The 23339-nt window shown below is 63.7% G+C and carries 29 protein-coding genes; 13 read left to right on the forward strand and 16 right to left on the reverse strand.

Going from position 1 to position 23339, the window contains the following annotated elements:
- Positions 1-169 precede the first annotated feature (169 nt).
- Positions 170-670 carry an FxsA family protein gene (locus JQK88_RS02890; RefSeq protein ID WP_312037247.1) on the reverse strand — a complete coding sequence of 167 codons (501 nt, stop codon included), beginning with the start codon at positions 668-670 and terminating at the stop codon, positions 170-172.
- A gap of 196 nt (positions 671-866) precedes the next feature.
- On the opposite strand from JQK88_RS02890, the gene JQK88_RS02895 reads away from it, so the two are divergent.
- The 4 genes from JQK88_RS02895 to JQK88_RS02910 are packed head-to-tail and all read left to right on the forward strand — an operon-like array spanning position 867 to position 3580.
- Positions 867-1571, forward strand: a complete 705-nt coding sequence (locus JQK88_RS02895) for a Tim44/TimA family putative adaptor protein (RefSeq protein ID WP_142867503.1) — start codon at positions 867-869, stop codon at positions 1569-1571.
- 24 nt (positions 1572-1595) lie between these two features.
- Positions 1596-2696, forward strand: coding sequence for a murein transglycosylase A (gene mltA, locus JQK88_RS02900; RefSeq protein WP_203277375.1), 1101 nt, complete (start codon positions 1596-1598; stop codon positions 2694-2696).
- Entirely contained in the window at positions 2693-3211 is a 519-nt protein-coding gene (locus JQK88_RS02905; protein ID WP_203277376.1) for a Smr/MutS family protein, read from the forward strand. The genes mltA and JQK88_RS02905 overlap by 4 nt, the downstream gene beginning before the upstream one ends.
- On the forward strand, positions 3212-3580 hold the full coding sequence (locus JQK88_RS02910; RefSeq protein ID WP_203277377.1) for a helix-turn-helix domain-containing protein: 369 nt from the start codon (positions 3212-3214) through the stop codon (positions 3578-3580).
- 65 nt (positions 3581-3645) lie between these two features.
- Here the strand turns inward: JQK88_RS02910 and JQK88_RS02915 are convergent, their stop codons facing one another.
- From JQK88_RS02915 to JQK88_RS02930, 4 genes are all read right to left on the reverse strand, one after another.
- A complete protein-coding gene (locus tag JQK88_RS02915) occupies positions 3646-3870 on the reverse strand; it encodes a hypothetical protein (RefSeq protein ID WP_203277378.1) in 225 nt (74 codons plus the stop codon).
- 128 nt (positions 3871-3998) lie between these two features.
- Positions 3999-4616, reverse strand: coding sequence for a transglutaminase-like cysteine peptidase (locus JQK88_RS02920; RefSeq protein ID WP_192251892.1), 618 nt, complete (start codon positions 4614-4616; stop codon positions 3999-4001).
- Positions 4617-4808: 192 nt separating this feature from the next.
- Entirely contained in the window at positions 4809-6086 is a 1278-nt protein-coding gene (locus JQK88_RS02925; RefSeq protein ID WP_203277379.1) for a polyhydroxyalkanoate depolymerase, read from the reverse strand.
- 251 nt (positions 6087-6337) lie between these two features.
- Complete coding sequence (locus JQK88_RS02930; RefSeq protein WP_192251977.1) at positions 6338-6658, reverse strand: septal ring lytic transglycosylase RlpA family protein; 321 nt, start codon at positions 6656-6658, stop codon at positions 6338-6340.
- Between the two features lie 340 nt (positions 6659-6998).
- Between JQK88_RS02930 and JQK88_RS02935 the strand changes: the two genes are divergently transcribed.
- A complete protein-coding gene (locus JQK88_RS02935) occupies positions 6999-7184 on the forward strand; it encodes a hypothetical protein (protein ID WP_192251898.1) in 186 nt (61 codons plus the stop codon).
- 19 nt (positions 7185-7203) lie between these two features.
- Here the strand turns inward: JQK88_RS02935 and JQK88_RS02940 are convergent, their stop codons facing one another.
- The 4 genes from JQK88_RS02940 to tauA form a co-directional block, all read right to left on the reverse strand.
- Positions 7204-7386: a hypothetical protein gene (locus JQK88_RS02940; RefSeq protein ID WP_203277380.1), complete on the reverse strand. Its 183-nt coding sequence runs from the start codon at positions 7384-7386 to the stop codon at positions 7204-7206.
- An 80-nt stretch (positions 7387-7466) separates the two neighbouring features.
- Entirely contained in the window at positions 7467-8327 is an 861-nt protein-coding gene (locus JQK88_RS02945) for an ABC transporter permease subunit (RefSeq protein ID WP_203277381.1), read from the reverse strand.
- Entirely contained in the window at positions 8324-9091 is a 768-nt protein-coding gene (locus JQK88_RS02950; protein ID WP_203277382.1) for a taurine ABC transporter ATP-binding protein, read from the reverse strand. Before JQK88_RS02950 ends, JQK88_RS02945 begins: the two co-directional genes overlap by 4 nt.
- Positions 9092-9199: 108 nt before the next feature.
- Complete coding sequence (tauA, locus tag JQK88_RS02955; protein WP_203277383.1) at positions 9200-10213, reverse strand: taurine ABC transporter substrate-binding protein; 1014 nt, start codon at positions 10211-10213, stop codon at positions 9200-9202.
- Between the two features lie 218 nt (positions 10214-10431).
- Between tauA and JQK88_RS02960 the strand changes: the two genes are divergently transcribed.
- From JQK88_RS02960 to JQK88_RS02970, 3 genes are all read left to right on the forward strand, one after another.
- Positions 10432-11040 (forward strand): histidine phosphatase family protein, encoded by a 609-nt coding sequence (locus tag JQK88_RS02960; RefSeq protein WP_203277384.1) that lies wholly within the window; start codon positions 10432-10434, stop codon positions 11038-11040.
- A 438-nt stretch (positions 11041-11478) separates the two neighbouring features.
- Positions 11479-11955, forward strand: coding sequence for an RrF2 family transcriptional regulator (locus JQK88_RS02965; protein ID WP_203277385.1), 477 nt, complete (start codon positions 11479-11481; stop codon positions 11953-11955).
- Between the two features lie 16 nt (positions 11956-11971).
- Positions 11972-13324 carry an FAD/NAD(P)-binding protein gene (locus JQK88_RS02970; RefSeq protein ID WP_192251920.1) on the forward strand — a complete coding sequence of 451 codons (1353 nt, stop codon included), beginning with the start codon at positions 11972-11974 and terminating at the stop codon, positions 13322-13324.
- Positions 13325-13681: 357 nt separating this feature from the next.
- On the opposite strand, the gene JQK88_RS02975 is transcribed toward JQK88_RS02970, so the two are convergent.
- A complete protein-coding gene (locus tag JQK88_RS02975) occupies positions 13682-14452 on the reverse strand; it encodes a type 1 glutamine amidotransferase domain-containing protein (protein WP_203277386.1) in 771 nt (256 codons plus the stop codon).
- 112 nt (positions 14453-14564) lie between these two features.
- Between JQK88_RS02975 and JQK88_RS02980 the strand changes: the two genes are divergently transcribed.
- A complete protein-coding gene (locus tag JQK88_RS02980; RefSeq protein ID WP_192251926.1) occupies positions 14565-14918 on the forward strand; it encodes a winged helix-turn-helix transcriptional regulator in 354 nt (117 codons plus the stop codon).
- Positions 14919-14925: 7 nt separating this feature from the next.
- Here the strand turns inward: JQK88_RS02980 and JQK88_RS02985 are convergent, their stop codons facing one another.
- Together JQK88_RS02985 and JQK88_RS02990 are read right to left on the reverse strand one after the other, a co-directional pair.
- Complete coding sequence (locus JQK88_RS02985; protein WP_203277387.1) at positions 14926-15570, reverse strand: cysteine hydrolase family protein; 645 nt, start codon at positions 15568-15570, stop codon at positions 14926-14928.
- Entirely contained in the window at positions 15567-15899 is a 333-nt protein-coding gene (locus JQK88_RS02990; RefSeq protein WP_192251931.1) for a hypothetical protein, read from the reverse strand. Before JQK88_RS02990 ends, JQK88_RS02985 begins: the two co-directional genes overlap by 4 nt.
- Positions 15900-16462: 563 nt before the next feature.
- Between JQK88_RS02990 and JQK88_RS02995 the strand changes: the two genes are divergently transcribed.
- Both JQK88_RS02995 and JQK88_RS03000 read left to right on the forward strand, forming a co-directional pair.
- Positions 16463-17896: a pyridoxal-phosphate dependent enzyme gene (locus tag JQK88_RS02995; protein ID WP_192251934.1), complete on the forward strand. Its 1434-nt coding sequence runs from the start codon at positions 16463-16465 to the stop codon at positions 17894-17896.
- Positions 17893-19071: a trans-sulfuration enzyme family protein gene (locus tag JQK88_RS03000; protein ID WP_192251937.1), complete on the forward strand. Its 1179-nt coding sequence runs from the start codon at positions 17893-17895 to the stop codon at positions 19069-19071. The genes JQK88_RS02995 and JQK88_RS03000 overlap by 4 nt, the downstream gene beginning before the upstream one ends.
- 42 nt (positions 19072-19113) lie before the next feature.
- Here JQK88_RS03000 and JQK88_RS03005 read toward each other — a convergent pair whose 3' ends face one another.
- Positions 19114-19617: a GNAT family N-acetyltransferase gene (locus JQK88_RS03005; protein ID WP_192251940.1), complete on the reverse strand. Its 504-nt coding sequence runs from the start codon at positions 19615-19617 to the stop codon at positions 19114-19116.
- Positions 19618-19660: 43 nt separating this feature from the next.
- On the reverse strand, positions 19661-19957 hold the full coding sequence (locus JQK88_RS03010) for a type II toxin-antitoxin system TacA family antitoxin (protein ID WP_192251943.1): 297 nt from the start codon (positions 19955-19957) through the stop codon (positions 19661-19663).
- 116 nt (positions 19958-20073) lie between these two features.
- Between JQK88_RS03010 and JQK88_RS03015 the strand changes: the two genes are divergently transcribed.
- Both JQK88_RS03015 and JQK88_RS03020 read left to right on the forward strand, forming a co-directional pair.
- Positions 20074-20265, forward strand: coding sequence for a hypothetical protein (locus tag JQK88_RS03015; RefSeq protein ID WP_192251984.1), 192 nt, complete (start codon positions 20074-20076; stop codon positions 20263-20265).
- A 109-nt stretch (positions 20266-20374) separates the two neighbouring features.
- Positions 20375-21193, forward strand: coding sequence for a methyltransferase domain-containing protein (locus JQK88_RS03020; protein WP_192251946.1), 819 nt, complete (start codon positions 20375-20377; stop codon positions 21191-21193).
- A gap of 50 nt (positions 21194-21243) precedes the next feature.
- On the opposite strand, the gene JQK88_RS03025 is transcribed toward JQK88_RS03020, so the two are convergent.
- Positions 21244-21552 carry a UBP-type zinc finger domain-containing protein gene (locus JQK88_RS03025; protein ID WP_162711954.1) on the reverse strand — a complete coding sequence of 103 codons (309 nt, stop codon included), beginning with the start codon at positions 21550-21552 and terminating at the stop codon, positions 21244-21246.
- Positions 21549-23228: an FAD-dependent oxidoreductase gene (locus tag JQK88_RS03030; protein ID WP_192251949.1), complete on the reverse strand. Its 1680-nt coding sequence runs from the start codon at positions 23226-23228 to the stop codon at positions 21549-21551. Before JQK88_RS03030 ends, JQK88_RS03025 begins: the two co-directional genes overlap by 4 nt.
- Positions 23229-23339 lie beyond the last annotated feature (111 nt).

Below are 23339 nucleotides of genomic sequence, written 5' to 3' on the forward strand. Positions count from 1 at the left end.
AGCGCTGACCGAATTGAAATCGGGCGTTGGCTAGCATGGTCGGCATGACAAGACAAGGTTTGCCGCCTTCGGACTCCGGGCATTCGTCCACTTCGACTTTGTCGAAGAAACTCGTCGAAGTCAGCGGCGCCGACTCCCGAACGACAGTTCAAAACCCAACAACTGCGATCTAATCGTCCTTCAGGCGGCGCCATGGCGAGTTATGATCCGGGCCGCGCTTGAAATCGTCCTCGCGCGAATAGTCGCCGTCGTCGAGATCGATGACCTTGTCGCGCGACCTGCCGCGGAAACCACCGGTGGTGAAATCGGTGGCGACGACGATGCGGCCCTTGAGCCTGCTCCAGGCAAGGTCACGCACCGGCGGCAGGAACAGAAGCAGGCCGATAATGTCGGTGATGAAGCCGGGAATGATCAAAAGGATCGCGGCGACCATGATCATGGCGCCGTGCGCGAGCTGGCGGCTGGGATCGCCGCCGCCGGCCATCTCGGCGCGCACCCGCGCCATGACGCCAAAACCCTGGTGCCTGAGCAGAAGCACGCCCGCAAGGCTGGAAGCCAGCACCAGGCCGACCGTCGCCAACGCCCCGACCTCGCGGCCGACAATGACGAAACCGGCGATTTCCAGCAGCGGCAGAGCAAGCAGGAACAGAGGGAGGAAGGAAATGCGCAAGTCTTGACCGATCGTTTCCATGTTTTGCCGGACGGCGTACAATCGCCGCTGGCACTGAGGCCGTTAGATAGGTATGCCTGCCTTTGATTTGAATGATTGCGCCATGCGTTCTATATGCTTTGCATGTTGAACGCTATGCGACCGCGGCCCGGATTGGCCGGGTCCCGGCCAGGTCAGGGATTGATTGGCGAAAGATATGGGATTCTTCGACTTCGGCACCATTTTCTTTCTGATTGCCGCAGTGGTGATCTTTTTCCAGCTGCGCAACGTGCTCGGCCGCCGCACGGGCAGCGAACGCCCGCCCTTCGATCCCTATACGGCCAGCCGCACCGACAAGGACGCGACCCAAAAGCCCGAGAATGTGGTTTCACTGCCGCGCAAGCGCCTGCCGGGCGAGACGGCTGCCGAGACCTATGCGGCCATCGACGCTTTCGCCAAGCCCGACACCGATCTGAATAAAGGCCTGCGCACGATCAAGGACAATGATCCGTCCTTCGACCCGAAGGGTTTCGTCGACGGCGCCAAGATGGCCTATGAGATGATCGTCATGGCCTATGCCGATGGCGACCGCAAAACGCTGAAGAACCTTTTGTCGCGTGAGGTTTTTGACGGTTTCGTGGCCGCCATAGGCGACCGCGAGGCGAAAGCCGAAAAGATCCAGTCCTCCTTCGTCGGCATCGACAAGGCCGACATCGTCTCGGCCGAGATGAAGGGTGGCGAGGCCCATATCACGCTGCGCATCGTCAGCGAGCTGATTTCGGCGACCCGCGACAAGGCGGGTGCTGTCATCGATGGCGATCCCGAGACGGTGGCCGAGGTCAAGGATGTCTGGACCTTTGCCCGCGACACACGTTCGCGCGATCCGAACTGGAAGCTGGTCGCCACCGAGGAAGAAGACTGAATCCCGGACATTGGCGGGGCCACGGTGTCGCTATCGTCCCTTTTTGTCGAGAAATCCTTTGGTGATCTTCCCGGCTGGGCTGCGGACGATCACCTTGCCGCCTTCGAAGCCTTCCGCCGTTCGGCCTGTCATGTCCTGACCAAGCCTTATCGCACCGGCTCGCTCGGTGTCCGGTTCGACGCCTTTGCCGGCGCCTATGACGAGGCGCGTTCCGTTTCGCCGGCGAATCGGTCGGCAGCCAAGGATTTCTTCGAGCGTCATTTCGTTCCAGCCAAGGTTCAGGCTGAAAATGCGGGTCTGGTCACCGGCTTCTACGAACCGGAGGTCGAGGCCTCGCCGGTGCGCACGGAAGAATTCACGGTACCGCTTTTGGCGCGGCCGGGCGATCTCATCGACATCGACGGCGCCAACCGTCCCGAGGGCATGGACGAGTATCTGGCCTTCGCCCGTGAGACGCCGCAGGGGCCGGTAGAGTATTTCGACCGTGGCCAGATCGAGCGCGGCGCGCTGGCCGGCAAAGGCCTGGAAATGGCCTGGCTTGCAGAAAAAGTCGATGCCTTCTTCATCCATGTGCAGGGCGCAGCCAGACTGAAGATGACCGACGGCCGGCTTTGCCGCGTCACCTATGCCGCCAAATCCGGCCAGCGTTTTACGGGACCAGGCAAGATCCTCGCCGAACTCGGCGAGATCCCGATCGAAAAAGTGACCATGCAGTCGATCCGTGCCTGGTTCAGGGCGCATCCCGATCGCATCGACGAGATCCTCTGGCAGAACCGCTCCTATATCTTCTTTCGCGAAGCCGATGTCGACGACGCGACGCTCGGTCCGATCGCCGCCGCCAAGGTGCCGCTGACGCCGGGCCGCTCGCTCGCGGTCGACCGGCTGCTGCACACATTCGGCACACCCTTTTATATCGATGCACCGAGGCTGACAGCGTTCGACAAAAAGCCTTTCCGGCGGTTGATGATCGCGCAGGACACCGGCTCGGCCATCACCGGACCGGCGCGCGGCGATCTCTTCGCCGGTTCAGGCGATGCCGCCGGCGAGATCGCTGGGGTCGTGCGCAACGAGGCGGATTTCTATGCGCTGGTTCCAAGAGCTCTCGTTTCGGAGACGAATCGATGAGCAAGCGCCCCGATAGGCTCAGCGAGGACGACCGGGTGTTGTGGAACCTGGTGGCGCGCACCGCCCGGCCGCTGAAGGGCAGGATGGCGGTCGACATCCCCGACATCGTTGCCGACCCCAAACCGGCGCAAGCACCGGTACCTGTCAGCGCGGTCGTTGCCGCCAAGCCGAAGGCACAACATGTGTCGCATGCGCTGGACGAGCCGACGCTGGACAAGTTGAAGAAAGGCCGGTTGCCAATCGAAGGCCGGGTCGATTTGCATGGCATGACGCAGGACGAGGCCTATTCACTGCTGTTTTCGTTTTTGCACCGGGCGCATGCTGGCGGCATTCGCTATGTTCTGATCATTACGGGAAAAGGTTCGTCGTCGGGCGGCGACGGCGTCTTGCGGCGCGCCGTGCCGGCCTGGCTGTCGACGCCCGCCTTCCGGCCGCTGGTCTCCAGCCACGACCACGCCGCCCGCAACCATGGCGGTTCGGGCGCGCTCTATGTCCGGCTCAGGCGAGTACGCTAAATGACGCCGTTCGGCGAAAAACTTCGGGCGCTTCGAGCCGAGCGCGGCGTTCGCCAGAAAGACATGGCGCAGGCGATCGGTGTTTCCGCCGCCTATCTATCGGCGCTGGAACATGGCCGCCGTGGCGCGCCGACCTGGACGCTGATCCAGAAGATCATCGGCTATTTCAACGTTATCTGGGACGACGCCGAGGAGCTGGCACGCCTGGCCGAGGCCTCGCACCCGCGCGTAAAACTCGATACGTCCGGGCTCAACCCGGCCGCAACGGAACTTGCCAATCTGCTGGCTGAAAACATCGAGAAGCTGGACGAAGCCGAGCTTCGCCGCATCACCGCCTCGATCCGGGCGGCGCTTGGACGCATTGGATAGGATGGCATGGGGCGCTTGCCGGCGTTCGCCTCAATTGGAGAGGCGATCGCCGGCGAGACGTTGCATCAGTTCTTGCCGGCAGTGCTACCACGGCCGCCATTGTCGTGATGGTCGCGGCCATGGCCCTCGTGACCAAGGCAGCCCGAGTCGCCGGCGCCGCAACAACGGCCGGCCCACCAGTCGTTGGTCTGGGTGTTGGAACAGGTGATGGTCTGGTCGGCCATGGCCGATCCGGCCTTGGCCGACACCGCGACGGCGGCGAGGAAGGTGTTACGCAGAAAAGCATTCATTTGAAGTCTCCGTGATTGGGTTCTGGTTACGGCTGTGTGTCGCCGGCGGAGACGGTTTGGTTCATGGCGTGACTGTGAATTTTTTTTTGAGGCGGTTCGGGCGCGCGCTGGCGTGCTTCAAGACGTATTTACTGGACCGCGCCGACCAGCACCTGCTGGCCACCGCGGATCGAGACCCAGCGGCCGGTGTTGTCGATCGCCTGCCGCTTGAGGAAGCGGTAGCCGGTGGCGTCCCAGATCTTCACCTTGTCGGTGAGATTGTCGAGCACGTAGTCGCCCTTGTCGGTGCGCACCGTCAGCACCGCATGGCCTTCGCCGTCCGGCTTGCGCACGACGGTGATCAGGAGATCGGCCAGCGACACGCCCGAGCGGGAGAGCTGGCGGCGCTTTTCCAGCACATAGTCCTCGCAATCGCCGACGCCCTTGTCGGGATAGGCCCAGACTTCGTCCTTGCCGTAAATGTCGTAATCGCTCATCGGCTTGACGGTGGCGTTGACCCTTGACGTCACGCTGATCAGCTTGCGCATGAAGGCGTCGGTCATCGCAGCCGGGTTGAGATTGCTTGGTCGGATCGAGCATTCGCCCGGATTGGACTTGCAGAAATCATAATGGCCGATCGGCTGCGAGGTCATGCCGCCGGTCGCCATGGCGCCGCCCGCCGAAGCCGGCGCCGCCCAGCATCCCAAAACCGCCAGCCCTGTTGCCGCACACAAGCGCAGCGTCCGTGCCATCGCTGAGGAAGTCATTGTCCCCGTTCGCCCTTGTTGTTAACGAAAGGTTAAAGGGGATTTACAGTCCGTGTCAATTATGGGGGGAGCTAGATTCTCCGGCATGGTTACCCGCGCCCGCCCGACAGCGTCTATTGTGCAACAGAACGCCTCTGGCGTGCGAAGTCGCCCCGCTTCTGCAGGCAATGCACGCCACAGCTGTATCGAGCCTCAACCCTTGGCGGAGCGGACCAGTCTCGGTTTGACCGCAACGCGGTTCTGGCGGCCGTAGCTGGTGATGAAATCGACGATGCGCGGAACGATTTCCGAGCGGAAGCGCGAACCGTTGAAGACGCCGTAATGGCCGACGGCCGGCTGCATGTAGTGGGCATGCCGGTCGGCCGGAATGTTGGGGCAGAGGTCGTGCGCGGCCTGGGTCTGGCCGAGACCGGAAATGTCGTCGTTCTCGCCCTCGACGGTGAACAGCGCGACGTTGCGGATCGCCTTGGTATCGACGATTTCGCCACGATGCATCATCTCGCCCTTGGGCAGCGCATGGCGCACGAACACCGTGTCGACGGTCTGCAGATAGAACTCCGCCGTCAGGTCCATCACCGCCAGATATTCGTCGTAGAAGTCGCGGTGCTTCTCGGCATTGTCGCCGTCATGCTTGACCAGGTGCATGAAGAAGTCCTTGTGGGCGATGATGTGGCGGTCGAGGTTCATGCTCATGAAGCCCGACAGCTGCAGGAAGCCCGGATAGACCTCGCGGCCGAAGCCCGGCACCGGCCAGGGCGCGTTCATGATGACATTGTCGCGGAACCAGTCGATGCCCTTTTCCTTGGCCAGAAGGTTGACCGCGGTCGGGTTGCGGCGGGTATCGATCGGCCCGCCCATCAGCGTCATCGTAGAGGGCACAAAGGGATCGCCGCGTTTTTCCATCAGCGCCACCGCCGCCAGCACCGGCACCGAAGGCTGGCACACGGCCATCACATGGGTGTCCGGCCCCAGCGTATGCAGCATGTCGATGATGTAGTCGATGTAGTCGTCGAGGTCGAAATGTCCGTCGGTCAGCGGCACCATGCGGGCATCGACCCAGTCGGTGATGTGCACGTCGGCATAGGGCAGCATCGCCTCGACCGTGCCGCGCAGCAGCGTCGCATAATGGCCCGACATCGGCGCCACGATCAAAAGCTTGGGGTCGGCCTTGCGCCCCGCGGGCACGGCGCGCTCGAAACGGACAAGGTTGCAGAATGGCTTCGACCACACCGTCTTCTCAGTTACCTCGACGCTTTTCCAGTCGACCACGGTCTTGGTCAGCTCGAAATGCGGCTTGCTGTAGCGGCGCGTCGTGCGCTCGAAGAGTTCGGCGGTGGCAGCCACCGAGCGGCCCCACGGCGTGTGCGAAAACGGGTTGAGCGGATTGGTGTAGAACAGCCGTACCGCATCGGCATAAAGCCGCGCGGGCTGCAGGGCGGCATGGTTCATTTCGTAGAGCTGGTAGAACATCAGGTACTCCGCAGCTGCCGTGATCGAAGGGACGACGAGCAGCGCCGATCCTTGAATGTCTCGCGCGAAGGTTAACAAGATATTGCTGCGATGCAATACGTCACGTGGCGTGACATATCCCATTCTTTGGTCCAAGGCCTTGAGAATCCGCTTCGAACGGGACCAGCCGGCTCAATGTGCAGCTGCGAAAGCGCGGCCGTCGGATATAGAGAGCAGATGCGTCCGGCCCGGATGGGCCGGACTTGGACAGATCAGACGCGCGCCACGCAGACGGAGGTATGGCCGGAGCCGATGAAGCCGAGCTGGCCGGCGGCGCCCTTCGACAGGTCGAGCATGCGGCCCTTGATGAACGGGCCGCGGTCGTTGATGCGCACGATGACGCTGCGGCCATTGTTCTGGTTGGTCACCTTCAGCCTGGTGCCGAAGGGCAGGCTGCGATGCGCGGCGGTCATTGCCGACGGGTTCATGCGCTCGCCATTGGCGGTCCGGGAGTGCAGCGCGTACCAGGAAGCACGGCCGCATTGGCCGGCGGCGGAGGAGGCGGTTGCGCCGACCATCAGGCCAGCCGCCATCGTTACCGCGACAAGCGCGGTTTGGTTCTTCTTGTTCACTTGGGAGGCTCCTTTTACAGACCCCAGCCGGTAAGTGCTGAATAAGGCAGGAAATGCGGCAAGTATCTGGCGGTTCCGTGGCGCTGGCACACGTTTGGAGTCACTGGGAAACAGTTTGTCAGGGGTTTTTCGCGATGCGCTGGGGTATTTCAAGCGGCTTTCGCGGCCATCTTGCAGATACCTTCAGCAAGATAAGGCGTTATTATACAAGTAAAAACACGCGCGACTGGACCTCTTCCTTTCGCTCTTTCATCGCGGCCATGGCGCAGTTGACAATCGACTTGGGAAAGGAATCTCGGCGATGAGACTGTTCAGATATCTGCTGGCCCTGATTGTGTTGGCCATCGGCGCGCTGTGGTCGCTGCAAGGCCTCGGCGTGGTCGGCGGCAGCTTCATGACCGGCCAGTCGCAATGGCTCTATATCGGCATCGTCACCATGCTGGTGGGTTTAATCGGCCTGGCATGGGCGAGCCGTTCGCGCGGTTGAGCGAGAATTGCCAGCCTTCTCACTGCGACCAATACTCCCACGCCCAGTAAAACCCTTCGTCGCGCGGCGGCAGGCGGTCGCGTTCGGCGTCGAGTTGCACCGGCGCCGGCGATTTCGGCTGCGGCTGTGGCAATTGGTTATCTCGCCAGGCGAGCAGCCAGTTGCCGAGATGGGCGAACAGCACGGCGGTGGATTGGGTCATGTCATCACTCCTTCTGTTCCGGGATCGGTGGTCCCCGCGCTGCGAAGGGAAGCAGCCGGCCAAACCGGCGAGCCCTGTTGTCATTCGCGTCCCGCCCACGGAACCAGCTGACGCTCGATCCGGCGGATGATGAATTCCAGCACGAAGGCTATTGTCGCGATCACCAGAATACCCATCACCACGACATCGGTGACCAGGAACTGGGCGGCAGACTGGATCATGAAGCCGAGGCCGCGCGTTGCTGCCACCAGCTCGGCCGCGACCAGCGTCGACCAGCCGGCGCCGAGCGCGATTCGCAAGCCGGTCAGGATCGAAGGCAGCGCGCTGGGCAGGATGACATGGCGCACGACCTGGCGCTGCGTCGCGCCGAGGGAACGCGCCGCATCGATGCGTTCCTTCGAGACGCCGCGTACGCCCGATGCCGTCGACAGCGCCACCGGCGCCAGCATGGCGATGGCGATGACCAGGATCTTTGACGGCTCGCCGATGCCGAACCAGATGATGACCAGCGGCAGATAGGCGAGCGGCGGGATCGGCCGCAGGAATTCGAGCAGCGGATCGAAAATGCCGCGACCGATCGTCGAGATGCCGATGGCTAGACCAACAGGCACGCCGATGACGATGGCCGCGACCAGTGCCGCGAAGACGCGGCCGAGGCTGGCAACGATATGCTGGAGCAGCGTGGCGTCGACGAAGCCGTCGCGGGCGACGACAATGAATTTGGTCCACACGGCGGCGGGCGAGGGCAAAAACACCGGCGACACCAGCTGCAGGCGGGCCGACAGGGCCCATGCCGCCAGCACGACCAGAATGGTAACGGCGCTGACCGCGCGGGAAGAGATCCAGCTGCGTTTAGGCCGCGGCCGCGACCACGGCACCGAGATGGCATCGGTTTCGCCGGCCTTGACGGTCGGCCGCTCATTGTACGAGGTGACGCTCATGCCGCCTCTCCTTCGAAGATCGCATCGGTCAGTTCGCCGCGCGCCGCGGCAAAGGCAGGGTCGGCCTTGATGGAGCGGATGGGCTCGCCCGCGGCATAGCGCCGGCTGAAGCCGGTCTCGAATGTCCGCACCACATGGCCAGGTCCCGGCGCCAGCACGACAATGCTTGTGGCCAGCACCAGCGCCTCCTCGATGCCGTGCGTCACCATCAGCACGCCGACCTGGGCGGCTGTCCACAAATCGAGGAGCGTCGTCTGCATGCGCTCGCGCGTCAGCGCGTCGAGCGCACCGAGCGGTTCGTCGAGCAGCAGGAATTCCGGTTCGGCGGCGAGTGCACGGGCGAGGCCGACGCGCTGGCGCATGCCGCCGGACAATTCCCAGATGCGCTTGTCGCCGACGCCGTCGAGTTTCACCAGTCTGAGCAGCTCATCGGCGCGCCGTGCCCGTTCAGCCAGCGGCACGCCGCGCAGTCGGAGCGCAAAGGCGACGTTTTCGCGTGCCGTCAGCCAGGGAAACAAGGCATCGTTCTGGAACACCACGGCGCGGTCCGGGCCTGGGCCGGTGATCGGTGAGCCGCCGATGGTGGCTACACCACGCGCGGGCTCGACCAGGCCGGCGGCGACATTGAGCAGCGAGGTCTTGCCGCAACCGGAGCGGCCGACCAGCACGACGAAATCGCCCTTGGCGACATCGATCGACACCCGCTCGACGGCCGGCTGGCCGTCATAGTGAACCGAGACCTTGTCTAGGACGAGATGGGACATGGAACAGGCTCCGAAAGAGATCAGCCTGCCCCGAAACCGCTCCTCGTTTAGCGGCTCCGGGACAGGCAACACGCGGCGTCAGGGAAGAAGAAACCGCGCGTGTTCGGGTCAGTTCGAAGCCAAGGCTTCGGTGACGTATTTCGACGACACGTATTTCGAATAGTCCGGCAGCACGGCATCAATCTTGCCCTGCTTCTTGAGGAAGGCCGACGCCGCCTCGATCGCCTTCACGGTGCCGCCGCCGAGGAATTTGTCGGAGGCCTGCTCTTCCAGCGTCGGGAAGACGTAGCCCTTGAGCAGTTGCGGCACTTCTTCCAGCTTGGCCCCGGTGATCTTGGCGATCTTCGCCGCTTCCGGCGACGACACCGACCAGGCGTCCGGCTTGGCCAGGAACGCGGCATAGGATTCGCCGGTCACCTTGACGAAGTCGCGCACGGCTTCCGGGTTCTTGTCGGCGAAGTCGGTGCGCACGATCCAGGCGTCGAAGGTCGGCGCGCCCCAGGCGGCAACCTGCGAGGAATCCAGCACCACCTTGCCGGAGGTCTTGATCTGGCCGAGCGCCGGATCCCAGACATAGGCCGCGTCGATGTCGCCGCGGGCGAAGGCGGCGGCGATTTCCGGCGGCCTGAGGTTGAGGATCTCGACCGATTTCGGATCGACATTCTCGTGCTTCAGCGCCGCAAGCAGGCTGTAATGCGTGGTCGACACGAACGGCACCGCCACCTTCTTGCCGGCGAGGTCGGCGATCTTCTCGATGCCGGACCCGTTGCGGGCAACCAGCGCCTCGGATTCGCCGATCAGGCCGACGACGAAGATGGTCTGGATCGGCAGTTCCCGGCTGGCGGCTGCCGCCAGCGGGCTTGAGCCGACATAGCCGATATCGACCGAACCGGAGGCAACGGCGGCGATGACATCGGCGCCGGAATCGAATTTGCGCCAGTCGATCGTGGCCTTGGTCGCCTTTTCATAGGCGCCGTCGGCCTGCGCTACTTTCGAAGGTTCGACCACCGTCTGGTAGCCGATGGTGATCTTGAGATCCTGCGCCTGGGCCGGGCCGAGGAAGGCCGCACCCGCCAAGGCTGCCGACGACAGAAGGATAATGCGTCGCGAAATGCTGGACATGAAAGGCTCCATGAAATGAGAAAAACCGGATGCCTGTTCATAGTCAGCTAATTCTATCGTTCTTGTAGAGTTAAATCCTTCCAAGCAAGACGGGCTTGTTAGAAAAAAGCCACCGGCCGATACCCGTCAATGAACCGTGATACTCTACACGCGGCCGTGTAGAGCCGGCGCAAACCATCAATCCGCCGGCCCGGCTGGCCGGAAAGAGGCAGCTTTTCATGCTGGTACGCCTGACCCTGATCTGCAGCGGCGCAACGCCCGCCATGCGCAAGGGGTCGTTCCCCCTCGACGAGGCGCTGGAACCGCAATCCCTGGCGCTGGCGGCAACGAAGACCCTGCGCCGTGCCGACCGGGTCTGGACCAGCCCGGCGCTACGCGCCCGCCAGACCGCCGAGGCGATGGGGCTGCAGGCCTCGGTCGAGCCGCTGCTGTCCGAGCAGGATTTTGGCCGCTGGGCCGGCAAGGGTTTCGCGGAGGTGCAGGCGCTTGATCCCAACGGCGTCGCCGCCTGGCTCGGCGATGCCGAGGCCGCTCCGCATGGCGGCGAGTCGCTGGCCGATGTGGCGCGTCGCACCGCGAGCTTCTTAGACGACATGATTCGGACGAGCGGCCACACCATCGCCGTGACGCATGCCAGTGTCATCCGCGCGGCAATCGTCTATGTGCTGGGCGCGCCGCTTGCGGCCTGCCGCAGGATCGATGTCGAGCCGCTCAGCCTCACCGATTTGCGCAGCGACGGTCACCGCTGGATGCTGCGCTCGAGCGGCATACCGGTGGCCAAACCCGCCAAGTCTGACCAGTTGCAAGGCGACGGCGCCCAGTCCTGAGCGGAGGATTGGGCATTCGTCCTCGCCCATACCGATCTTGGTTCCCGACAGCGAACGAGATTGCGCGCAGCGCCTTAGCCGAGCAAATCCATGCTGCAAACAGCCGCTGATTTGAAAACACGTTCCGCCGGTTCGGGGGTAAGTATAGTAATCTTATCGACATTGACGAATGGAGGAGACGATACGCGGCCACTCTGCCACCATGATCGCTCGCGACATCCGCCTGCCTTTGCGGCCCAGCCTGTGACCTTAACGGCACAAAGCCCTGCTAAAGTGGCCTCCGCGGCGTGAAAACACAGCAAAATCAAGGTTTCTCTGCTTGTATATCATGTCACTAGAATTTATCTGTCGAAGCAGCTTGCACGCGGCGGGGAGGCACGTCAGGCGTTTCGCAACCGATGGTTTCGAGCCATCGCCTGACAGGGAAACGTTCGCTCTATGCTCACCAAAAAAGGCAAGTACGGTCTCAAGGCGCTGGTCCATCTGGCGCAACTGCCGGCCGGGCAGCTCGCCTTCGTCGGCGAGATCGCCAGCGGCAACAACATCCCGAAGAAGTTCCTCGACGCCATTCTCGGCGAATTGCGCAATGCCGGCTTCGTCCAGAGCCGCAAGGGCAAGGAAGGCGGCTATCGCCTGGCGCGCCCGGCCGACGAGATCAAGGTCGGCCATGTCGTGCGCGTGCTCGACGGACCGCTGGCACCCATCCCGTGCGCCAGCCGCACCCAGTATCAGCGCTGTGAAGACTGCAATGAGGCGACATGCCAAGTCCGACATCTGATGCTCGAGGTCCGGCAGGCCATCGCCGAGGTGCTCGACCAGCGCACGCTGGCCGAGATGCGCGACATCGTCCTCGACGACCTTGCGGTCGCGAGGGGCATAGACGGCCTGCCGCTGACGCAGAAGGTCCTCGCCTGATCCTGAGCGTGCGCACATGAGTGTCGGGCGCACCAATTCGATCATTGTTGTCGGCGGCGGCGCCAGCGGCGTCGTGCTTGCCGCGCATCTCCTCAAATCGCCCCACCCCGATCTGCGCGTCACGCTGATCGAAAAACGTCCGCATTTCGGCCAGGGCATCGCCTATTCGACGCTGCTGTCGGCGCATGTGCTCAATGTCAGCGCGGCAGGCATGAGCGCCTATGCCGACGATCCCGGCAATTTCTGGCGCTGGCTGCAGGCCCGCGGCCTGGTGAGCCAGGAGCAGACGCCGCAGACACCCTTCTACGCGCCGCGCAGCGTCTATGCCCGCTATCTCAAGGAACTTTTGGACGAACTCGAAGAGCGGGAAAAGGAAACCGGCCGTCTCAGGCTGATCCGCGAGGAGAGCCTGTCGATCTCTCCGACCTCTTCCGGGGTCGAGGTGACGCTCGCCAACGGCACCAGCGTGGTCGCGCATCTGGCGGTGCTTGCCACCGGCCATGACGAACAGCCCGGCGCCGGTCAGGGCCACGCCATCCGCATGGGCACCGAGGCCGACACCGCGCTCGATCCTGAAGCCCGCGTGCTGGTGCTGGGCACCGGGCTGAGTATGGTCGACGCCTTCCTGTCGCTCGAGCAGCGTGGCCACAAGGGCGAGATCGTCGCCGTGTCGCGGCGCGGCCTGCTGCCGTCGCCGCACCGCAAGGGCAACCCGATCAAGCTCGACGTCGCCGACATTCCGCTCGGCACCCAATTGTCCTATTTCGTTAGCTGGTTCCGCGGCCTGATCCGCGAAAACCAGAAAGCCGGCATCGACTGGCGCGACGTCGTCGATGGTCTGCGGCCCTTCAACCAGAAGATTTGGCAGAACTGGCCGTCCTCGGCCAAGCGCCGTTTCGTCGAGCACACCAAGGCCTGGTGGGATATCCACCGCCACCGCCTGGCGCCGGAGGTGCATGCCCGCGTCACCGAGGCGGTGCGCACCGGCCGCATCCGGCCCGTCGCCGGCCGCGTCGTCGGCATCGAGGCGGGCGATGGCTTCACCATCGACATCCAGTCGCGCCATACGCAGGCGCTGGAGACGCTCCAGGTCGCCCGCATCTATGACTGCACGGGCATCGCCAGGGACATCTCGACCACCTCGAACAGCGTCGTGCGCTCGCTGGTCGACCGCGGCCTGGCGCGGCCGGACCCGCTGCGGCTCGGCCTCGATGTCTCAGCCAAATGCGAAATCATCGCCGGCGATGGCACCGTTTCAGCCAAGATCCTCGCCGTCGGCCCGCTGACTCGCGGCACCTTCTTCGAGATCGACGCCATCCCGGATATTCGCGTGCAATGCGCGCGGCTGAGCAAGCAATTGCTGGGCTAGGGTGATTCAGGAAAGACTATAAATCTGACAGATCCGTATTCGGCTCGACCCGAGAGCGCCTTTCGCGATCGCACCATGGGTTACCCTGCGGCAGGCAAAAGAATGGCCGGTGCGGAGGATGCTTGGGTTGAAAGCGTGCCGCACCAGCCATTGCGGGATTAGGCTTGGATTTTGGGATCGTCGCCCCGCACTGGCAAAGCTACATATATATTAGCTGTATCTCAATTAAGACTGAAGTCCCTGCCGTAATGGGACGTCTGGACACCATTCCGGGGAAAAGTGTGAGCGCTTTCCCCGGCCAAAGCGCGTTAGCGCTTACCCAGGGAAGCGCGTCAAAACCAAAGGGAGAGGGCGCGTTCAGCCGCCCAATGCCTCGCACACCAGGCGCGCGGTCTCTGTGCCGGAAAAATTCTGCTGGCCGGTGATCAGATTGCCGTCGCGCACGGCAAAGCCGCGCCACAGCCCGGCCTGGATGTAATTGGCGCCGATCGCCTTGAGTTCGTCCTCGATGCGCCACGGCATCAGATGCTTGCCGCGTTCGAGCGCGCCCATCGCCCAGGTCGCCTCGTCGGCAAAATCCTCCTCGGCATTGGCAAAGCCGGTCACCGTCTTGCCGGCGGCGAGCAGCGATCCATCGGCGTGCCTGGCATAGCGCAGCAGCGCCGTGCCGTGGCACAGTGCGGCCGCCACCTTGCCGGCTTCATGGAAGGCGACGAAAATCTGTTGCAGCGTTTCCGCGCGGTCGTAGCCGAACATCGGCGCCTGGCCGCCGGCGACGACGATCGCGTCGAAGCGCTCGACATCGATATCCGCCACCGGCCGCGTGGCCTCGACCAGGGCCATCAGCTTCGGGCTCGCGATGAAGCCGAGCGAGATCAGGTCGGTGTCGGAATAGCCGGAGGGGTCGCGCGGGTCGCTCAGCGCATCGGCTTCGCATTTGCCGCCGTCAGGCGAAAAGATCTCGACGCCATAGCCGCGCTCGGTGAAGGCGAACCAGGGATGGGTGAGCTCGCTCCACCAGAAGCCGACTGGCCAGCCGGTCGTGGTCGAGATGGCCGGATTGGCGATGACGATCGCCACCCGCTTCGGGTTTCGCGCATTGACCGGATTGGGGTCACGAACACTCATTTTGTTGCTCCTTCTGTGGGTCGTTGCCGACAAAGCTGCCGCGCCGCAACCCCGCCATCTGGCCGGGCAATTTCCGCTTCCGTCGTAGCAATGCCCTGCCTAGAATTGCCGCATGACCCAACGCGGAAGACTCTATGGCTGCCCGGTCGAGTTCGCCCTCGACGCGCTCGGCGGCAAATGGAAAACGGTGATCATTGCGCGCATCAAGCAGGGGCCGCTGCGCTATTCCGAACTGCGCCGGCTGATCCCTTCGCTGTCCGACAAGATGCTGACGCAGCGCCTGGCCGATCTCGTCGAGATCGGCTTCGTCGTGCTCGAGACCTCGGCCGACGGCAAGCAGCGCTACACCTTGACCCCGCGCGGCCACGATCTGGCCGCCGCGCTGCAGGCGCTCTACGACTGGGGCAGCGTGCACGGCCGCGCCGAGGGCGTGCGCTTCCGCACCGACATCGACGCGGCGGCCTGACATCAGTCTACCGCCCGCCGAGCGCGCCGCAAAAGCCGGCGACGTCGGTGATGACTGCTTCACCGAGGAAGCGAAGCGTCGCCATGGAACGATCGCGGGCTTCCTTGTTGCCGAAGCCGCAGGCGTCCTCGATCACAACAGCTGCAAAGCCGTTGTCGGTCGCCTGGCGCACGGTCGGCTCGATGCCGATCTCCACGGCGATACCGGCAATGGCGATGGCGCGCACGCCGCAATCGCGCAAGGCAAAGCCGAGCGAGGTAGAATCGAAAGCCGACATGGTCAGCTTGTCGAACACCGCCTCGTCGGCGCGGGGCGCCAGCTCGGGTACGATCTGCGTCGCCTCAGCGTCGCGCAGAAACCATGGCTCGACCGCATCGGGGCTGTCGCGTCGCTGCCAGGCCATGGCGGTGCGCAGCTGTGTGGCGCCCATCCATTCCAGCGGCAGCGACAGATGGCGGGTGAACGCCACCCGCATGCCGGCCGAGCGCGCCGCCTCAAGCACAATGCCGGTGCGCTCGACGATCTCGGCCGCGCCGGCAACCTGGCGGCAGATGCCGACCTGCATGTCGTAGACGACCAGCGCCATGCGGGCGGGATCGCACCACTCCGCCAGGCTGGTGGGGATCTCGATGCCTTCGCGCGACCGGATCATGCCGCCGTCCGATCCCAGGGCTTGGCGATGTCGATGGTCGGATCGAAGAGATATTCGAGCGGCAAGGGTGCCGAATCGAAGGCCAGGAAAACCCATTCCAGCAGGCCTGCCTTGGACAGTGGAAAATCGTCGGTGTAGCGCCTGGCATCCTCGACGCTGTCGAGCTCGAAGACGATGATGACGCCGCCGACATCGGCGCGCGCATAATTCTCGCGCACGATGCCGGCCTTCCACAGCCGCCAGACATTGGAGACCTCGTCGCGCAGATAGGGCCTTAGATCGTCCAGGGTGACGCCGGGCTTGAAATTGTCATAGGCGATGATCTTCATTGAAACGATCCTTGCATTGCCCCGCATCCGTTCGGCTAGCACGGTGAAAATGCCGGCGGCAACGAACGAGATGGTGCGTTGAAACGGCCTGCCGGCTGCCGTTTGGTGGCATGGCATTGGAGACGGACAATGACGATCGAGCGGCTCAACCCAAAGGCGATGCACTGATCGAGATCGAAAGCCAGGCGGCAGTTGAGGCCTAATCTCCCCCCTTGAGGGGGAGATGGCCGCGAAGCGGCCAGAGGGGGTCGGTCCGACCGGACTCGGCCCCTATCGCAGCGCAAGGAGGCTAGCACTCCGCGCGCGGCGACCCCCCTCTGTCGCCTTCGGCGACATCTCCCCCTCGAGGGGGGAGATCAAGCGCCGCTTGGAATTCCATTCCCCCTCTGGCCAGTTGATTGGCACGATCTATCTTCTTTCCGCCTGCAAACGGCTGGAAAAGAAGCTACGCTGCCGCTCTGCCGGCTGAATCAAAGAAGTAGAGCATGATGTCGTCCGAAAACCGCTCCGCACTTTTCGGCATCATGCTCTTGGCGGTCGCTTGATCAAGGGAGCACATCGATATGAGCGAGCAGAGAAAAGCTGCGCCTGGCAGTTCGGACGGCGCGTTGTTACGCCTGCGTCCGCCCTATGCCTCGGTCCTGGACCTCATCGGCCAGACGCCGGTGGTCGAATTGACCAAGTTCGACACCGGAAAATGCCGGCTGTTCATCAAGCTCGAAAGCCAGAATCCCGGCGGCTCGATCAAGGACCGCATCGCGCTGTCGATGATTGCGGCGGCCGAGAAACAGGGCAAGCTTAAGCGTGGCGGCACCATCGTCGAGGCGACCGCCGGCAATACCGGCCTCGGCCTCGCCCAGGTCGGCATCCCCAAGGGCTACCGCATCATCCTCGTCGTGCCCGACAAGATGTCGCGCGAAAAGATCCAGCATCTGCGTGCGCTCGGCGCCGAAGTGCGCATGACGCGCTCCGATGTCGGCAAGGGTCATGCCGAATATTACCAGGACATGGCCGAGAAGATTGCCGCCGAACTGCCCGGCGCTTTCTACGCCAACCAGTTCGCCAATCCGGCCAATCCTAAGGCGCATGAGACCACCACCGGCCCGGAAATCTTTTCGCAGCTCGACGGCAATCTCGACGCCGTGGTCGTCGGCGTCGGCTCCGGCGGCACGCTGACCGGGCTTGGCCGCTACTTCGCGAAAGTCTCGCCGAAGACCGAGATGGTGCTCGCCGACCCGGTCGGATCGGTGCTGGCGCCGCTGATCAAGACCGGCAAGATGGAAGAGGCCGGCAGCTGGACCGTCGAAGGCATCGGCGAGGATTTCGTGCCGCCCAATGCCGATCTGTCGCTGGTCAAAAAGGCCTATTCCATACCCGACAAGCAAAGCATGCTGGCCGTGCGCGATCTCCTGTCCAAGGAAGGCATTCTCGCCGGCTCGTCCTCGGGCACGCTGCTGTCGGCGGCGCTGCGCTATTGCCGCGAGCAGACTGTTGCGAAACGCGTCGTCACCTTCGTCTGCGACAGCGGCAACAAATATCTGTCGAAGGTCTTCGACGATTTCTGGCTGGCCGAGCAGGGTCTCGCCGAGCAGGAGCAGCATGGCGATCTGCGCGACCTCGTCATGCGCTCGCACCGCACCGGCGACACTGTCTATGTCGGCCCCGACGAAAGCCTGCTCAACGCCTATGGCCGCATGCGCCGCTCCGACGTCTCGCAGCTGCCGGTGCTGGACAACGGCAAGCTCGTCGGCATCGTCGATGAAAGCGACATACTGGCCAAGGTCGACGGTCCCTATGACGGCCGCTGGGATCGTTTCAACGCCCTGGTGCGCACCGCCATGACCTCCAATCTGCACACGCTGCAGGCCAGCCAGACGCTGGATGCGCTTTTGCCGGTGTTTGACCGCAACGAGGTCGCCATCATCTTCGATGGCGACGAGTTCGTCGGCCTGATAACCCGTATCGACCTGATCAATCATTTGAGGCGCGCACGATGACTGCACACACCCCGACGGGCAAAAACCGCCTGGCTTTCTCGACGCGCACCATCCATGGCGGCCAGAGCCACGACCCGCTGACCGGCGCCGTCATGGTGCCGATCTACGCGACCTCGACCTATGGCCAGCAGTCGCCCGGCGTGCACAAGGGTTTCGAATATGCCCGCAGCCAGAACCCGACGCGCTTCGCGTTCGAGCGCGCGGTGGCCGATCTCGAAAGCGGCTCGGCCGCCTTCGCTTTCGCCTCCGGTCTGGCAGCGATCTCGACCGTGCTGGAACTGCTCGACAGCGGCGCCCATATCGTCGCCACCGACGACATCTATGGCGGCTCGTTCCGGCTGATGGAGCGGGTGCGCAAGCGCTCGGCCAATCTGCAGGTGAGCTTCGTCGACTTCACCGACCTCGCCGCCGTCGAAGCCGCGATCCGCCCGGAGACAAAGCTGCTCTGGGTCGAGACCCCCACCAACCCGCTGCTGCGCATCGTCGACCTCGAAGGCGTTGCGGCGCTGGCCAAACGCAAGGGCGTTTTGACGGTCGCCGACAACACCTTCTGCAGCCCCTATATCCAGAGGCCGCTGGAGCTCGGCATCGACATCGTCGTCCACTCGACGACAAAATATCTCAACGGCCATTCCGACATGGTCGGCGGCGTCGCGGTCGTCGGCGACAACAAGGATCTCGCCGCCCAGCTGAAATTCCTGCAAAACGCCATCGGCGCCATTTCCGGCCCGTTCGACAGTTTTCTGGCGCTGCGCGGCATCAAGACGCTGGCGCTCAGGATGGAGCGCCATTCGGCGAACGGCCTTAAGATCGCGCAATGGTTGGAAGCGCGAAAAGGCGTGCGCCGCGTTGTCTATCCCGGCCTCGCCAGCCATCCGCAGCACGCCATCGCCGTCCAGCAGATGCACGCCTTCGGCGGCATGATCTCGGTCGACCTCGACCGTGACCTCGCCGGCACCAAGCGCTTCCTCGAACGCACGCAATTGTTCACGCTGGCCGAAAGCCTCGGCGGCGTCGAAAGCCTGATCGAGCACCCCGCGCTGATGACGCACGGCTCCATCCCGGCGGAAAAGCGCGCGGAGATCGGGATATCGGATTCGCTGGTGCGGCTGTCCGCCGGCATCGAGGATGGCGATGATCTGATCGCCGATCTGGAGCAGGCGCTAAGCGCTTAGGCAGCTGTCTGCTTGGTAGCGAAGAACCCGTGAAGCTGTTGTTTAGTCGTCGTCTGCGGCCAGGCGCAAATCCGGCAGTGAGATCATCAGCGTCATCGGGTCAAGCGGCGAGGGATTGAAGCCCAGCTTTGTGTAAAAGGCCCGCGCATCCTCGGAAATCGCGTGGACCAGGATGCCTCGTATACCAAGGGTGTCTGCTGCATTCATCACCCGGCGCGCAGCGTCCTGCATGAGCGCCATGCCCAACCCCTGACGCTGATGGGAGGCATCGATGGCAAGGCGAGCAAGAATGGCGACAGGGATCGGGTCCGGCATGTTGCGCCTGAAACGACCAGACGCATAGCTGGCGGCAACGCCGCCCGACGCCAGTGCATAGTAGGCAACAACCCTATTGCCGTCTCGGCAGGCGACGAACGTACGTGTCGCGCCGCTGTCCTGATTGGCCAGCGCTCGGCGTTTCAGCCAGTCGTCCAGGACCGGCACACCGGACGAAAACGAGGACAGGTCATGGGTGCGGTCCAGGGGCTCTGGCGGTCGCAGCGTCATTACAGCGTCGCGCATTCCTTGGATGTTCGAAAATCCATCCGGCTCATTCGCCCGTCTCCCATGGCAAGCGAGCGTTCATCAGCTTGGACAAGCGCTTATCAGGCTTGGCCGGCGCATCGAGCAAAGCGAGGAATTCCGCATAGGCTTCCGGCGAGACCTTGATGACAGTGCGGTCGAGCAGCGTATCCTCGGCCATGCGCCGTGCTGCATCGAGGATGAAATCCGTTCGCGTTTTTCCGAGCGCGCGCGCAGCCTCGTCGATCAGGCCCCGGTCTTCGGGCTTGATGCGAATGTTCAGCGTGCTTCGCTTGGAAGCTTCGGTTGGAGATTCGTGCTTCATCGTTTCAGCATAGCAGCTCGTAATGACATTGTCATTATCGCCCGAGCTACGTTCCCCGTTAACAAACCCGGAAGCCTTTGCTTAACCCTTCGCCGCTATCTCCCGCCGGGGGAGGCATGGCAAGAGTGAGTGTGATGGACAACAGCCCGGAAAAGCGCAGCGAATGGCGCGCCATTTTTTATGTGCAGGCCCGCGTGGCCATCCTGTTTGTCCCGGTCGTCGTCAGCCTTCTGGTCATAGCCACGCTTGCCGGCAACGACCGCCATCCCGATGCCATCGACCGGACCGTTACGGGCTCCGTGCGATAGGCGCGTTCATAGCCCGGACAGCCATAGACTTCTCGTGAGATGGACCGGCGGTCTGTGCTAGGCTATTTGTCGCCTTCGGACGTTGCCAGATCCCCAATTGAGGTTCGTCATGAACGAAGCCGACTATGCGCTTGGCTATGCGGAGGCGGAATTGCGCCGCCTGACGACGCAAGCCCAACTGATCGATCCAATAACGCGACGGTTCCTCGAGGCTGCCGGAATAGGAAAGGGAATGCGCGTTCTCGACATCGGCAGCGGGGCGGGCGATGTCGCGTTTCTCTGTCGGGAAATGGTAGGGACGACCGGAGAGGTTGTCGGCACCGATGTTTCGGTTTCCTCTGTCGAACGGGCTACGTTACGGGCCAAGGAGGCCAATACAAGCCGGGTCTCATTCAGGCATGGCGATGCGGCCGAATTAGATTTTGAACAGCCGTTCGACGCTGTGGTCGGCCGTTATGTTCTCCAATTCCTGCCTGACCCGGCACGTTCACTCCGGCGCATCGTGCGCCACTTGCGACCCGAGGGGATCGTCGCATTCCACGAACTGGATTGGGATGGTGCCCGATCGTCTCCATCGTCGCCGACCTACGATCGAGTTTGCAACTGGCTCAGCCGGACAATTGAAGCAGCGGGCGCCCAAGCACGCCTTGGCACACGTCTCGCGTCAGTGTTCGAGGATGCTGGGTTGCCTGCACCGAACCTGAGACTGGAGGCGGTCATCGGTTCTGGGCCACGAGCACTGGAGGTCGCGCATCTCGTGACTGATCTGGTTGAGACGCAATTGCCAACCATGGAAAGGCTCGGAATTGCCGCATCCTCCGAAATCGGCCATCCGACGCTACTAGACCGCATTCTTTCCGAGGCTGGTCGGAGCGGCACCTTGATGGGCCGATCCGAGGTGGGAGCTTGGACCACCAAACCGGATTAGTCCGAGCGAGCCTCGACAGGCGCGGTGCGACGATGCACCTGGGCGCCGCCTCAGAAAAACTTCGGGATCGGGCCGTTCTGCGGCGTCACGTCGCCATCGAGGTCGATGAACACTTCGTCGACAAAACACCAGGCCCAGCCTTCCGGCGGGTCGTAGCCTTCGATGACCGGGTGCTTAGTGGCATGAAAGTGCTTGGTGGCGTGGCGGTTGGGCGAGTCGTCGCAGCAGCCGACATGGCCGCAGGTGCGGCAGAGCCTGAGATGCACCCACATCGAGCCGCTCTTCAGGCATTCCTCGCAGCCGAGCGCGCTCGGCGTCACCGTCTTGATGCCTGTCGTGTGCCTGCATTCATCCATCATGCTCTCCTGGCCAGTTCGGGCGCTGCTGCGTCGGTTCGCGCGAGATAGGCATGCAAGGCCGCTACCACCTGGGCGCCCTCGCCGACGGCGGCTGCCACCCGCTTGATCGACCCGGAGCGCACATCGCCGATGGCGAAGACCCCGCTGCGGCTGGTCTCCATCTGGTCCGCCGCTATGTCGGCGCCGGTGCGCACGAAACCCTTGGCATCAAGCGCGACATTGCAGTGCGCCAGCCAGTCGGTGTTGGGGTCGGCGCCGATGAACAGGAAGAGATGCTGGATCGGGCGCGTCGTCTCGACGCCCGTCCTCTGGTTACGCCAGCGCAGCGCGGTCAGGTTGCCCGCCTCGCCCTCCAGCGCCTCGATCGCGGTTTCGGTTACCACCTCGATGTTCGGCTGTGCCTTGATGCGTTCGACCAGATAGCGCGACATGGTGGAGTCGAGGCCGCCGCGGCGCGCCAGCATCGTCACCTTGCGCACCTGGCTGGCGAGATACACAGCCGCCTGCCCCGCCGAATTGCCTGCGCCGACCAGCGCCACCTCCTGTCCTGCGCACAGCCGCGCCTCGATCGGCGAGGCCCAATAGTGCACCGACGTTCCCTCGAACTCGGCCAGATTGGCAATGTCGAGCCGGCGGTAGCGCGCGCCGCTGGCGATCACGACCGTGCGTGCCTTGACGCTCTCGCCGTCGCCGACGTCGAGCTTGTAACCCGGCGCGTCGCCGGCGGCGCCGAGCAGCTTCGCCTCGTCGGGGATGACGATTTCGACGCCGAATTTCTGCGCCTGGTTGTAGGCGCGCGCCATCAGCGCCATGCCGGTGATGCCTGTGGGGAAGCCGAGATAGTTCTCGATGCGCGCGGAGGCGCCGGCCTGGCCGCCGAAGGCGCGGCAATCGAGCACGATGGTCGACAGGCCTTCGGACCCCGCATAGACCGCGGCCGCCAGCCCCGCCGGACCGGCGCCGACGATGGCGACGTCATAGACCTTGTCCGGGTCGATCGGCCGCAGCAGGCCGATACAGCGGGCGAGTTCGGTGTCGCCGGGATTGTGCATCAGCTTGCCGTTGGGGCACAGCACGATCGGTAGATGGTGCGGGTCGACATGAAAATGCCCGATCAGCGTTTTGGCGCACGGGTCGGTGTCGGAGTCCAGCGCCCGGTGCGGCTGCCCGCTGCGGCGCAGAAACCCCTGCAGCCGCAGCGTATCGCCATTGCCGGCCGGGCCGATGACGATCGGCCCGCTGCTGCCGCTTTCCAGAAGCCCGACGCGGCGCAGGATCAGCGCCCGCATGATCCGCTCGCCAAGGCTGGCCTCCTGCACCATCAGGTCGCGCAGCCGCTGCGAGGGAATGACGAAGGCCTCGACCCGCTCTTTCGCTTCGGCATTGACCAGCGATGGCCGGCTCGAAAGCTGCGCCAGTTCGCCGATGAAGTTGCCGGGACCATGGGTGACGATGGTCTCGCGCCGGCCAGGCCTGACATCCTGGGTGATGTCGACCGCGCCCGACAGGATGACGATCAGACCGGGCGCCACGCTGCCCGCGGTGACGATATGCTCGCCCGCTTCATAAGAACTCGCCTCGCCGAACCGGCGCATGCGCTCGATATCGGCGTCGCCCAGGATGGGAAACATCTGGTCGCGGCGGGTGACTGTGATCGGCTGGGCGGGTGGGGCCATGGTTGGGAGCGTAGCGTCATGGGCGCCGGGTTTGAAGCGGTTTGTTGGCAGCCTGACCGGAAGGGCAGGTCTGGCCCCGCGACTTCGTCTGCAGGAGGAGCAACGCTCCTT

Origin of the sequence: Mesorhizobium caraganae (assembly GCF_016836705.1) — a bacterium.
Taxonomy (GTDB): domain Bacteria; phylum Pseudomonadota; class Alphaproteobacteria; order Rhizobiales; family Rhizobiaceae; genus Mesorhizobium; species Mesorhizobium caraganae.